Here is a 13,035-nt window from a genome sequence, read left to right as displayed (position 1 = left end):
CTCCCTCGGCTGATTCCGGAGCGAGAGGACGACCGGGTGCTGGTGATGTCAGGGACGCTCATTTCGCTCAGGATTCCGCACGGAAGCTCGTCAGACCCCAATTCCGCCCGGTCCGGCCCGGTGGTCAGAGGGTGGAGAGGCGGCCGCGGTCGAGGGAGATCATCATCGAGCCGGCGATGCAGAGGATCGCGGCGGAGGTGACGCCCATGGCGACCATTGCGTCGGCAGCGAGGAACGCGCCGCCGATCAGCGGTCCGAACACCCGGCCGAGGGCCATCACGGCCTGAGCGTCGCCGGCACGCTCCTCGGGGAACCGGGACTTCGACGCCAGCAGGGCGAACGCGGCGGGCATGCCCATGAAGAACACGAATCCCCATCCGATCACTGCGAACAGGAACACGGCGGTCACGTGCACCGACGAGAGCAGAACGGCCATCACCGCCGTGGCGAGGTACCAGATCCCCGCTGGTCCGCGACGGCCGGTCCATCGGGCGGCCGGCACGGCGACGAGCGCATTGGCACTGAATGCCAACGACACGGCGAACGGTGACAAGCCGTTGAAATCGGTGCCGATCGCTGCGGCGTACACGTAGACCGACGAGCCGCCGAGCGTGACCAGGCACAACGCGACCAGCATCACGACGCTCGACCGCGTCGCGGCGTGGCGCGTGCGGTGGGGGCGAAGTCGATCCTTCACTCCGACCTGATGAGCGAAGACCAGCGGGGACACCGCGATGACGGCGAGGACCACGAAGATCCAGCGCACGCCGATCGCGTCGAGTGCCACGGTGAACACGGGCGGGAAAACGATCCCGATGAGCGGACCGACCACGGCGACGTCGCTCGTCTTGTCGGCGTCACCGAATGCGTCCTGCCAGGCGAACCAGGCGGCCAGCCCGAGGGACACCCCGCTGACGAAACGCGCCGCACCGAGTCCCATGAGGCCGGGTGCGGCTGCGGCCGCGAGGTTGCCGACGAGACCGATCAAGCACAGCGCGACGAAGACCGATCGGACGGGGCGCAGGTGACGTCCCGCGCCCCACGAGCCCAGGACGAAGCCGGCCAACTGTGCGGTCGACACCCAGCCTGCCGAGCCGACCGAGACGTCGAACTCGTCGGCGATCGGGCGGAGGAGGAACGGCGTCGCCGTGAAGATCGCCGTGCTCGTTCCGATCGCGGCGACGATCGCCGGCCGCACCGACAACGAGGCTGCCTGCTGCAACCGTGCCGGGACCTGCAGGGGTCAGCCCGCTTCGGAGTCGGGAGTCGTCTCGGGCGTCGCGTCGAGCTCGGGTGCGACGAATCCGTGTTTCGCACGCAGGTCGTCACGTGCGTCGGAGATCATCGCGCGCACCTTGTCACGCAGTTCGGGAAGGTCCTGTTTCGTCAAGCCCGCGGTCGGCACCGGCTCGAGCACGCGTACCTCGGCAACGGCCCGACCCTGGCGCCAGTCGTTCTTGCGCAGGCAATCGCGGGTCCCGTGGACGGCCATCGGGAGGATCGGGTACTGCCCCTCGATCGCCAGCTTGAAGGCTCCGGCCGCGAACGTGTTCAGTTCCGGCGTGACGGAGCGGGTCCCCTCCGGGAAGATCATCACCGACACGTTGCACGACAGTCGCTCCCGGCACTCATCGAGCGCGGCAACCGCCGACTTCGCATCGCCTCGGACCAGCGGGACGTCCCGCGAGAGCCGCATCATCCACCCCATGAACGGCAGCTTCATGATCTCGACCTTCGACAACCACTTCATCTCGGTCGGCAGGTGCGAGATGAGGATCATGTCGACGAAGCTCTCGTGGTTCGACACCACGACGTAGGGGCGGCGCATGTCGTCGGGCAGCGTGCCCGACGTGTGGAACGTCCACAGCGGATTCAGCTTGCTCAACGGGATGACGACCTTGCGGAACGTGTACCCCGCGGCGTACGCACCCTTGTCGAACGGCATCGTCACCAGACGGACGATCGCCACGACGGGAGTGAACAGGAAGACCGAGACGCCGAGAACGAACCAGCCCCAGATCGACAGGACCGACTGCACAGCTTTCGACTTCACCGCAGCGACTGTACCGACCGCAACGGCGCGCACCCCGGCGCGGCCCGTCCGGGATCAGGGAATGAAGAGCTTGCTCGCCTGCGTCGTCGAGGTGATCGCATCCACCGCGAGGATCACCGCAGCGGCGGTGTAGCTGGTGTGTTCCTCGAACGGGAACAGCACGTGGTCCGGATACACGATGCCCGTCCAGTAGGAGCCGTCGATCCGACGGTGTGTCCGGGTCCATCGCAGCAGGTCGGTTGCGGTCGACAGGTCGCCGATGGCCGCGAATGCGAGGGCGCACTCAGCCGTCTCGGACGCGGTGACCCACGGTTCGTCACTGACGCAACGGATGCCGAGCCCTTCCATCACGAACGTGTTCCAGCCGTCGGCCATCCGGGCCTTCGCCTCGTGGTCGCGCAGCGCGCCGGTCAGCACCGGGTAGTACCAGTCCATCGCCCAGCGCTTCTTCGGTTCGAAGGCCTTCGGCTGCGTACGCACGGCAGCGATCATCTCGTCGGCTGCCTCGGTCCAGTCCGGCCGGGGATCGTTCATCGCCTCGGCGAGATGTGCTCCGCAGCGCAATGCGTGCTGGATGCTCGACGTGCCGGTCATCAGCGCGTAGTCCCACGGGCGACGATCGGGTTCGATCGCCCACAGCGGGAGTCCGTCCGGACGGCGAAGCCCGAGGACGAAGTCGAGCGCCCGCTCGACCGTGGGCCACATGTTGTCGGCGAAGCCGCGGTCCCAGGTGGAACGCCAATGGTGCCAGACGCCGGTCGCGATGTAGGCGCACACGTTCGTGTCGAGCTTGCTGTCCTCGACCGATCCGTCGTTCGCGTAGTAGTTGTGCCAGCTGCCGTCGGGCCGCTGCACGTCGGCGAGCCACTCGTAGGCGTGCTCGGCCTCCTTGTGCAGGCCCGCGACATCGAGCGCCATCGCGGTCTCGACATGATTCCACGGGTCGCAGTGACCGCCGGGGAACCACGGGATCATCCCATCGTCGAGCTGGAGCGACGCGAGGTGGTGCGCGGTCATCTCGAGCTCCTCGGCGGTGATCACACCGTCCAGTGCGGGAATCGCGCTCACGCGATGCCCGGTTCCGGGTCGGCGTCGGCGGGCTTGTGCCCGTAGAACACGATGCTCTTGCCGAGCACGGGTGACAGCACCTTGTCGGCGACCCGAGTCGATGTCGGTTGCTCGACGATGTCCCACTCGAGGAACGAGCGGTACTTCTCGACCATCGGATGATCGTCGTTCCGGGGACCGACGGCGCACTTCAACCACCAGTACGGAGAGTGCAGCGCATGGGCACGGTGGCTTCCGCGCAGGTCGAGTCCGGAGGAGCGCAGCTTCGCCGCCAGTTCGGTCTTGGAGTAGATCCGCACGTGTCCGCCGACGCTCTTGGGCGCGTGGTACTCGTCGGACAGCATCCAGTTGATCTTCTCGGGGCCCCACGCCGGCACGGTCGCGGCGAAGGTCCCGCCGGGCTTGAGGACGCGCACCATCTCGGCGATCGCGGTCACATCGTCCTGAATGTGTTCGAGCACCTCGGAGGTGATCACCTTGTCGAACGATCCGTCAGCGAAGGGGAGCTTCGTGGCATCGCCGCGGAGCACGCCCTTGAAGCGGGCGATGTCGATTTCACCGGAGTCGACCATGGCGCCGAGAGTCGCCCGGGTCTCGATGACCTCGTCCTCGGCGTAGTCGAGTGCAACCACGTCGGCGCCGCGACGTGCACATTCGAAGACGTGGCGGCCGAAACCGGCGCCGACGTCGAGGACGCGGTCACCAGGGCGCAGATCGAGGCGGTCGAAACGAATGGTGAGCATGATGACGGGAGGGTGAGGGGGTCAGATCCGGTTGTTGCGTTGCAGTTTGGCGACGTTGGCCGGCATCGACAGCACCTCGCGGTACTGATCGACCGTGAGTTCGGCGCAGCGGCGCCACGTCCACCGTTCGACGACGCGCTCGCGGCCAGCTGCGCCGATCCGTGCCCGCAGTTCCGGGTCGTCCAGACCGCGGGCGATCGCGGCGGCCAGGGCCTCGCTGTCGCCTGCCGGGCACGAGAGAACGGTCTCGCCGTCGGTGCCGGTGACCTCGGGGAGCGCACCGCCGTCGGTTGCGACGAGCGGCGTGCCCGAGCACATCGCCTCGATCGCGGGGAGGCTGAAGCCCTCGTACAGGCTCGGGACGACCGCGAGTTCGGCTTCGGAGTAGAGCTCGACGATGCGCTCGTCGGAGACGCCCGAGACGAACTCGATGTGCTCGCGCAGACCGAGTTCCTCGATCAGGCGCATCGACTTGCCGGGCTTCGGCTTGCCGATGATCGTGAGCGTGATGTCCCGTTCGGTGCGCAGCTTGGCCATCGCTTCGAGCAGGTACGAGAGGCCCTTGAGCGCCACGTCGGCCGACGCCGTGGTGATCAGACGCCCGGGTTGCCGCTCGACCTCGGGAACCGGCTTGAACAGGTCGGGATCGACGCCGACCGGTACGAGGCGCATCCGGTCCCTGCTGACGCCCATGTCCTGATGGATGTCGTCGATCGAGTTCTGGCTGACGACCACGATGCGCGGCATCTTCGAGGCGACCTTGCCCTGCATCTTGACGAACGAGTACCAGCGTCCGACCGACCACCGCTTGTAGCGGGTGCGGGCGTGGCTCATCTCGAGCTCGCGGTCCTTGGTGATCGGGTGGTGGAGGGTGACGATCGTGGGGATCTTCTCCTCGATCTTCAGGATTCCGTAGCCGAGACACTGGTTGTCGTGCACGAGGTCGAAGTCGCCGAGGCGCTGATTCAGCGCGTTCGCAGCACGCGCGGAGAAGGCGAGCGGTTCGGGAAACGTCCCGGTCAGGAACTGCGCCATCTCCATCAGGTCGTACCGGTCGTTGATCTCCCAATAGCCGGGGAGTCGACCGGGAAAGTGGTCGTTGAAGGTGTCGAGACTCGGCATCTCGTGCATCTTCACTCGATCGTCGAGCACCGGATACGGCTGCCCGCCGAACACCTCGACGGTGTGGCCGAGGTCGACGAGCGCCTTGGTCAGCTGGCGGGTGTAGACACCCTGGCCGCCGACGTGGGGCTTGCCGCGATAGGTGAGGTAGGCGATCGTCAGGGGTGCGTCCGGATCCAACACATTTCCCGACCCGTGCGATGACATTCGGGGAAGGCTATCGGGCACCGGTTACCGGTCGGTAGCCCACTCCGGGTTGTTGCACCGTCGACATCTGACGTGTGTCACACGTTCACCGAGCGCTCGCCGTGGGAGCGCGTGCCCGACCGCGTGATCGGGAGTTCGCCCGATCGACGGAGGTCGGCCACGCTGCGATGTGGCGACGTCGCCGGGTGGACTCGGGCTCGACGACGGTCGGCACGCCGGGCGACGACGGAGCGGCGGCGGAGCACGACGGCCAGCGCGAGTGCGGCGACCGACACCCCGATGATCAGGAGCGATCGCGGGATGCCATCGTCGCCGGTGTCGAGCGGTTGCGGTACCGCGTCGGGTTCGGCGACGGGAGCAACCGCTGCTGCCGCCGGAGTTTCGGTGACAGCCGCGCTCGGCGCGACGGTGTCGACGGCATCGGGATCCTCGTAGACGCCGAGCGCGCGGGCGGTTGCCATGTCGACGGCGCCCGTTACCTGGAGGTCACCCCGGTCGCGCTGGTACTCGGCGACCGAGGCCATCGTGTCGTACCCGAAGACGCCGTCGGCACCACCGGGAACGTCGACGCCGGAGTCGATCAGGGCCTGTTGGACCTCGGAGATCGGGTCGCCTTCGGCTCCGGGCACGAGGATCGTCCACGGTGCCGCAGCCGGGCTGACGTTCTCGCCCGCCAGCACTCGGTCGACGATGCCGGAGATGAACAGGGTGACGGCGTCGACGCCGGTCGGCGTGAGGTGGACACCGTCGCCCTCGAACCAGCCGGATGCGCCGAACGAGTAGGCAGCCCAGTCGGCGACCTGGAGATAGCCGTCGGACGTTTCGGCTGCTTCGAAGAGTTGCTGGTTGTACTCGCGGAAGGTCTCGATGCTCGACTGTTCCTGCGGATCGGAGTAGTCGACGTCGTCGCTGGTGCGCAGGCTCAACCAGACGACGTGGTCGACGCCCTGCTCCCGTGCTTCGTCGGTGACGGTCTCGATCGCCTCATCGATCGTGGAGACGGGGTCGTTGTATCCCGACATGACGACGAGGACCTCGCCGAGGTCCCCGAGCGTGCGAATCGCGGTGACCACGTTGTCGGACCGGTAGCCCTCTCGGCTGATGCACGATTGTTCGATCGTGCGTCGGCACGACTCGGCGCTGAACACGAAGTTGAACCGTTCGAGCGGGCCGTAGTCGGCGTACCAACGAACAGCGCTCAACGTCGAATCGCCGATGACGCTGATCTGCGGGGCGTCCGCCGCGTCGAAGTGGGTCACGGGTTGGTCGGCAGCGACGGTGCTGCTCGCCCCGAGCAGGATGGCGAGCGCGGCGATGAGCCCGGTGAGCGCCGCCCACGGCCGGGGTGCGCGCTCGTGAGCGTGAGGGGATGCGTCGGGGGCCGTCATGAGATCGCAACAATCTACCGATCCGAGAGGGGAGTGACGAGCGCGGCGGTCCGGGCAGGATGCCGATTCGGAAACCGCGCCGGAGTCCGACCCGGACGGTGGGCGCGTGTGACGATGGGCGGATGCGCGCCGTCGTCCAGCGAGTCACCTCCGCCAGCGTTCGGAGTCGTGCTGACAGCAATGCCGACTTCCAGACGGTCGGCGAGATCGGAGCGGGACTCTGTGTCCTCGTCGGGGTCACCCACTCGGACTCGGCGGAACAGGCGGACAAGTTGGCTGCCAAGCTGGCCGGACTCCGCGTCTTCGACGACGCCGACGGGGTGATGAATCTCGGAGCGAGCGAGGTCGGGGCGGATTTCCTCGTCGTCAGTCAGTTCACGCTGTACGGCGACACGTCGCGCGGCCGTCGGCCGAGTTGGATCGAGGCGGCGCGCCCCGAGCATGCGGAGCCGCTCGTCAAACGGGTGGTGGAGCGACTCCGTGCGAACGGCGCGTCCGTCGAAACCGGCCGGTTCCGCACGGAGATGGAGGTCGAACTCGTGAACGACGGTCCGATCACGCTGGTGATCGACGTCTGACCCAGTCGAATCGACCGCCCAACACCATCGAGGCGATGGCGGCCGCGAGCAGCGCGACGATGAACGGTGCGTCGCCCAGCGACGTGTACCAGGTGAATCCGTCACGCAACTCGATCTCGTGGGTCAACACCTTCTGTTCGCGCTGCGAGGTGCGCTCGACCACCGTTCCATCGGGCGACACGAACGCGGTGAACCCCGTCGGCGCGACCTGGACGACCCAACGGCCGGTTTCCATCGCCCGGAGCCGACTCGATGCGACCTGTTGGGTCTGCACGATCGTGCCGGTGTAACTGGCGCCGTTGGTCGGGTTGATCACGGCGCTCCCACCGAGTTCCACGCCCTCGCGTACGCGTCCACCGAAGAAGACCTCCCACGAGATGACCGCGGAGAGTTGCTCGCCGGTCGGGAGTTCGAGGATGGCAGGAGTGGTGCCGGGGACGGCGTCGCCGACGCGATCGACGGCGGAGGTGATCCGTTCGAGCACCCCGCGCAGCGGGACGTACTCGCCGAACGGCACCCGGCGCACCTTGTCGTAGCGGCTGACGATCTCGCCATCGGGGGCGATGACGACTTGAGCGTTCGTGTACCGACGCTTCCCGTCGATCACGACGTCCTCGGTGAGGCCGACCGAGATCGGAACATCGAGACGCCGGGCTTCGTCGACGATCTGCTGTGCGATGTCGGAGGTCTCGAACGTGACGACGTCGATCGCATTCTCCGGCCACAGCACGAGGTCGAGTTCGGGATCGGGCTCGATCGTCGCGGTGGCATCGAGGTGACGCTCGGTGACGAGGCGTGAGGGAACGTCGAGCGCCGAGGTTCCCTGCTCGCCGCCTCCCTGCACCGCGGCGATGGTCAAGGTCTCGCCAGTCGAGTCTCCATCGGGTGCGACGTAGGCCACCCCGATCACGGCCACGGTGGCAGCCGTCAGCGACCACATCAGCGTGGCTCCCGGCCACGCGGTCGGCACGGTCCGTGCGGACAGCGCCGCGCTCGCGAGCGTGCCCAGCTGGAACACGACCCACGTGATGAGAATGACCCCGCCGACGGTGACCACGGGAGCGATCGGGCCGCCGACCTGGGACATCCCCATCGATGCCAATGGCACACCCCCGAACGGGAACGAGAAGCGCAGTGCCTCGGCCAGCGTGTGTAGGGCCGGTCGTCCGAGAACGCGCCACTTTCCGTCGGGAGCGAGTCCCGCGGCGACCGAGTGGAAGCCGCCGAAGATCACGCCGGCGGCGATGTAGCCGGGGCCGGTCAACTGGATCATCCACCCCATCCCGATGAACATCCACCCGGCGCCGAACAGCCATCCGAACGCGAAGCGCTGTCGTCGGGTCGGGTCGGCACCGAGGCTGACGTCGAACAGGACCACGCCGATCAGCGCGAGCGGCCAGAACCCCCACGGCGGGAGCGACAGCGCGACCAGGACTCCCGCGCCGAGTGCCAGCGCCCCCCGGGCGAGGTTCTGTCGGCGCGGGGCGTCGCTCGGAGGCGACATGGCGGCACCGGCGGTCACGGGGGACTGTTCTATCCGCGATCGAGCACCACGGAACGGGTCCGCCCCGTCATGCAACGCCTCAGGTCGCGAGTTCGAGGTTGACGACGATGCGCTGGGCGACCGAACCGGGCGGATGGCAGGCGAACAGGGTGGCCGTGGGCTCCGGAGTGGGGTCGGTGATCCAGAGCGCGTCGGGTTCGACGATCTGGGTTCCCGTCACCCGGTACTCCGTCTCGACCCCGTCGGTCGTGAACGACACGACGTCGCCGTCGACCAACTGGTCGATGTGACGGAACGGCCCGCCGTGGCTCGTTCGATGCGCGGCGACGACGACGTTGCCGACCTCGCCAGGCATCGCGGAACCGGGCCAGTGTCCCGGGCCGAGATCGAGCGTGGTCAGTCTGATTCCTTCGAGCAGCGGCGCTTCGACGTCGAGCTTGGGAATCGACATCGAGCCGAGCTGGAGGAACTCCTCCTCGGCCCGGGAGTCGGCCGGAGGAGCGATCGGCTGGGGGAGCTCGGCGACCGTGCTGGTCGGGGCGACCGTCGTCGTCGGCGCCGTGGTGGTGCTCGTCGTCGATGTCGACGTGGTGGTCGATCCGGGCAGGATCGCCCGCTCCGTGGTCGTCGGTGGAGTGGTCGTCATGGTGGTCTGGACGTCGGCGAGGCTCGACACGAACTCGTCGTCGCGTCGCGATCCGAACAGGAACGGGACTGCGCCGACGGCGGCGACGACCGCGACCGCCGGGACTCCGACCGTCAACATCTTCCTGCGTGAGACGGGAACGTCGATGGTCTCGGGCGCGCCAGGATCGATCTCCGCGGGGCGATCCACCCCTTCGGCGTCCGCGTGGCCCATCACTTCATGTTGCCAGAGCCTCGACGAAATCGACAGCGCAGTCGGCGAATCCTCGCCCGCTGCGGACACACGCGGGGATGCCGATCCCGTCGTAGCTGCTGCCGGCCACGAACAGACCGGGATCGAGAGCCGAGCGAATGGCTTCCACCTGGTGCCGATGGTGCGGGCGGTACTGGGCGAACGCGCCCGGCCAGCGACTGACCCGAACCTCGACCGGAGTGAGGGCGACGCCCAAGTGGGTTCGCAGGTCGTCGAGAGTGCGTCCGACGATCTCGTCGTCGTCGAGATGCAGGATCGGTGCGCCGTCTCGACCGAGCGACACGCGCAGGATCTCGCCCCCGCTGGGCGGCCTCCAGTGCGCCCACTTCTGGCTGCCGAACGACACCGCGGTCACGTGTCGTTGCACCGGTTTCGGCACCAGATAGCCGCTGCGACCCCGGAATCGTTCCGGGAACTCGTCCTCCGAGACGTGCAGCGTCACCATGACGACATCCGCTCGATCCATCGTTTCGGTCGGCGCGATCGGAGTCGAGCCGTGGACGACCGCATCGATCCGGTCCGACGGGAGCGTGCAGATGACGGCGTCGAATCGCTCGCCCCCGACTTCCCACGCGGCGCCGACTCGGCGGATCTCGGCAGCGGTCCCCGATCGCAGCGAACCGCCGGCGGACTCGAACGACGCCACCGTGGCGGTTGCGAGCGCGCGCATGCCGCCGCGTGGCGTCGCGAAGATCGGCGCGGCGTCCGCTGACGCGGTCCCTGCGTTGCGGCGCGCGATGCGACGTGCTCCGAGGAGCAGGCTGCGATCTTCGGTCAGCGCGGCGAGTTGCGGGACCTCGGCGAGACTGAAGCGGTCGGTGTCGGCGGCGTAGATGCTGCCGACGAGTGCGTCGACGAGTCGCTCGTGGACCTCGTCACCGAAACGAGCGCGGACGTAGCGCCCGATGCTGTCGTGTTCGGTCGACGTCCGCGGCAACAGCGGCTCGGCCGCCGCGCGCGCCTTGCCCCGCCACGTCAGCAACCCGCTGCGTGCCAGGGCGAGTGGGTTGCCCGGCACGCCGAGGACGAGTCCTTCCGGGATGTCGTGGAAGCCGTCGAACCACACCGCAGCCCCGACCTTCTCCGGATGTACGAGATCGTCGCCGAGGCCGACCTCGTGTGCCAGACCGACCGCGTCCGGGACCCGTGCCAGGAAGGCGTCGGCCCCCGCATCGACCGAGTCCAGACCGGCGAACGGCCCACCGTCGATCCGCCCTCCGACGCGTTCGTCGCGTTCGAACAACACGACCTCGTCGACGACGTCAGCAGACGACGTCACGAGGCGATGGGCGGCGGCGGCGCCGGTGATTCCCGCTCCGACGACAGCGATGCGACGGGTCCCCATCACGCCGCTCGGCGCTTCGCGATCGAGATCACCGGACGGCGTCGATCACGCGACGGGCGAGCGCGTCCATCACGTCCTCATCGTCGTTCACACACGCCGTTCGGTCGAACAACAGGCCCGCATCGTCGGCGCGATGGCGAGCTTCGATGTCCAGGTCGTACAGCACCTCGAGATGGTCGGCGACGAAGCCGCAGGCGCAGATGATCACCCCGCCGACCGTCGGGTCCGCTCCGAGATCGTCGATGACCTGGAGGATGTCCGGTCCGATCCACGGTTCGGGAGTCCGACCAGCGGACTGCCATCCGATCATCCAGTCGTCACCCTCGGTCAGGCGAAGCTCGTCCGCGACGGCTTCCGCGGTGGAGCGAAGCTGGTCGGGGTACGGGTCGCCCTCGTCGATGATCCGCTGGGGGAGCGAGTGGGCGGTGAACACGACCCTGATGCTGCGGTCGTCGCCGGCCTCGGCGAGCGCACTGGTCATCGCCTCGTGCCGCGATCGCAGGTCGTCGCCGAGGAACTCGATGAATGCGGGCTCGGTCGCCCAGCTGTCGATCGCGACGACGGGCATCGACGCTCCCGCTTGGTCCACACCGTCGCGAACGCGCTGCTGATACTGACCGATCGAGTACGACGAGTAGTGCGGCGCGAGCACCAACCCGACGATCGCGTCGACGCCCGACCGTGCGAGCTGTGCCGCACCCGCTTCGACCTTCGGGTCGGCGTGCTTCAGGCCGAGCGTGACACGGAACCGTCCGGGTGCTCGCGCATCGAGCGCACCCTGGAGCGCATTGCGCTGGTCCGCCGTGAGCACGGCGAGCGGAGAGATTCCGCCGATGGCGTCGTACCGGGCGACGAGGTCGGCGAGCGCCTCGGGTGTGGGCGGGCGACCGCGCCGGATGTCGGTGTAGTACGCCTCGACCTCGTCCGGATGACGTGGCGTGCCGTACGCCATCAGGACGACGCCGGTCGGTGGTGTGTTCTCGTCCGTCATCGGGATGCCGTCGCGCTGTGCACTCGGTCGACGACCGCCTGGAGAACGTCGGGGTCGGAGTCCTGATGCACCCCGTGGCCGAGATTGAAGATGTGTCCCGGATGGCGATGGCCACCGGACTCCGTGTTGTCCTCGAGCACCCGGTCGGTGCCCGCGAGCGCAGCGTCGACACCGGCAAGGACGAGTGCGGGGTCGAGATTTCCCTGGACGACGAGTCCGGGGCCCATGCGCCGGCGAGCGGCGCTGATCGGAGTCCGCCAGTCCAGGCCGAGGATGCGCGGCCCGGCCGTCGGCATCGCGGCGTACATCGCCTCGAGGAGATGGTCGCATCCGATCCCGAAGTGCACGCACGGTGCATCCGGGTGCCGCATGCGGAGCTCGGCGAAGACGCGCAACGAATGGGGGAGCACGAACCGCTGGTAGTCGGCCAACGAGAGTGAGCCGGCCCAGGAATCGAACAGTTGGAACGCGTGCGCGCCGGCGGTGAGCTGGGCATCGATGAAGGTGATCGCCGAGGTCGCGAGTCGGTCCATCACGTCGTGGAACAGCGACGGATCCTCGTACATCATCGACTTCGTGAAGCGGTAGTCCTTGCTCGGGCGTCCCTCGATGAGGTAGCTCCCCACGGTGAACGGTGCGCCGGCGAACGCGAGCAGCGGGACCGATGCGGGGAGTTCATGGGTGAGGAGCTGCACGGTGTCGGTGACGTAGTCGACATCGTCGGGCTCCAGCGGACGCAGGCGATCGAGGTCGGCACGGCTCCTCAGCGGGTGGTCGGCGACGGGGCCGGTGCCCGGGGACACGTCGATTCCGAAACCGACCGCGTGCGGCGGCACCACGATGTCGCTGTAGAGCACCGCCGCATCGACGCCGTAACGACGGATGGGTTGGAGCGTGATCTCGGCGGCGACCTCGGGCTGCTTGATCGCGTGGAGAATCGAACCCTCACCTCGCACCCCTGCGTACTCGGGGAGTGACCGCCCGGCCTGACGCATGAACCAGACCGGTGTGCGCGAGCCCGGACGTCCGTGTGCTGCGTCGAGGAACGGGACGTCGGGAGCGGTCATCGACATCCGACGCTATCGACCGCGTTCCGGGCCCAATCGCCCCCGTTCTCGTGAACAGTTCGCGCACGGAG

The 13,035-nt window shown here is 68.0% G+C and carries 12 protein-coding genes; 1 reads left to right on the top strand and 11 read right to left on the bottom strand.

The features are described from left to right. Positions 1–124: 124 nt before the first annotated feature. From ON45_RS12180 to ON45_RS12155, 6 genes are all read right to left on the bottom strand, one after another. Positions 125–1,198, bottom strand: coding sequence for an MFS transporter (locus ON45_RS12180; protein ID WP_148288657.1), 1,074 nt, complete (start codon positions 1,196–1,198; stop codon positions 125–127). Between the two features lie 45 nt (positions 1,199–1,243). Further along, positions 1,244–2,053, bottom strand: coding sequence for a lysophospholipid acyltransferase family protein (locus ON45_RS12175; protein WP_148288656.1), 810 nt, complete (start codon positions 2,051–2,053; stop codon positions 1,244–1,246). A 54-nt stretch (positions 2,054–2,107) separates the two neighbouring features. Beyond that, positions 2,108–3,121: a glycoside hydrolase family 15 protein gene (locus ON45_RS12170; protein WP_083914862.1), complete on the bottom strand. Its 1,014-nt coding sequence runs from the start codon at positions 3,119–3,121 to the stop codon at positions 2,108–2,110. After that, entirely contained in the window at positions 3,118–3,864 is a 747-nt protein-coding gene (locus ON45_RS12165; protein WP_040494216.1) for a class I SAM-dependent methyltransferase, read from the bottom strand. Before ON45_RS12165 ends, ON45_RS12170 begins: the two co-directional genes overlap by 4 nt. Before the next feature lie 21 nt (positions 3,865–3,885). Next, positions 3,886–5,193 (bottom strand): glycosyltransferase family 4 protein, encoded by a 1,308-nt coding sequence (locus ON45_RS12160; RefSeq protein ID WP_040494214.1) that lies wholly within the window; start codon positions 5,191–5,193, stop codon positions 3,886–3,888. A 77-nt stretch (positions 5,194–5,270) separates the two neighbouring features. Then, on the bottom strand, positions 5,271–6,581 hold the full coding sequence (locus ON45_RS12155) for a peptidoglycan-binding protein (protein ID WP_040494212.1): 1,311 nt from the start codon (positions 6,579–6,581) through the stop codon (positions 5,271–5,273). A gap of 122 nt (positions 6,582–6,703) precedes the next feature. On the opposite strand from ON45_RS12155, the gene dtd reads away from it, so the two are divergent. Then, positions 6,704–7,159: a D-aminoacyl-tRNA deacylase gene (dtd, locus tag ON45_RS12150; protein WP_040494210.1), complete on the top strand. Its 456-nt coding sequence runs from the start codon at positions 6,704–6,706 to the stop codon at positions 7,157–7,159. On the opposite strand, the gene lnt is transcribed toward dtd, so the two are convergent. From lnt to hemE, 5 genes are all read right to left on the bottom strand, one after another. Then, positions 7,137–8,663, bottom strand: coding sequence for an apolipoprotein N-acyltransferase (gene lnt / locus ON45_RS12145; protein ID WP_148288655.1), 1,527 nt, complete (start codon positions 8,661–8,663; stop codon positions 7,137–7,139). The two genes, dtd and lnt, sit on opposite strands and share 23 nt — an antisense overlap. Positions 8,664–8,742: 79 nt before the next feature. Then, entirely contained in the window at positions 8,743–9,522 is a 780-nt protein-coding gene (locus ON45_RS21465; RefSeq protein WP_051062965.1) for a class E sortase, read from the bottom strand. Between the two features lie 4 nt (positions 9,523–9,526). Beyond that, the gene (gene hemG, locus ON45_RS12135) at positions 9,527–10,906 is read right to left on the bottom strand and encodes a protoporphyrinogen oxidase (protein ID WP_051062964.1); all 1,380 of its coding nucleotides are present in this window, start codon (positions 10,904–10,906) and stop codon (positions 9,527–9,529) included. Between the two features lie 28 nt (positions 10,907–10,934). Beyond that, positions 10,935–11,897, bottom strand: coding sequence for a ferrochelatase (gene hemH / locus ON45_RS12130; protein ID WP_040494207.1), 963 nt, complete (start codon positions 11,895–11,897; stop codon positions 10,935–10,937). Next, a complete protein-coding gene (hemE, locus tag ON45_RS12125) occupies positions 11,894–12,964 on the bottom strand; it encodes a uroporphyrinogen decarboxylase (protein WP_083914864.1) in 1,071 nt (356 codons plus the stop codon). The genes hemH and hemE overlap by 4 nt, the downstream gene beginning before the upstream one ends. Positions 12,965–13,035: the final 71 nt, after the last annotated feature.

Source organism: Ilumatobacter nonamiensis YM16-303 (assembly GCF_000350145.1).
Taxonomy (GTDB): Bacteria; Actinomycetota; Acidimicrobiia; order Acidimicrobiales; family Ilumatobacteraceae; genus Ilumatobacter_A; species Ilumatobacter_A nonamiensis.
This window is presented reverse-complemented; position numbering and strand designations above follow the sequence as displayed.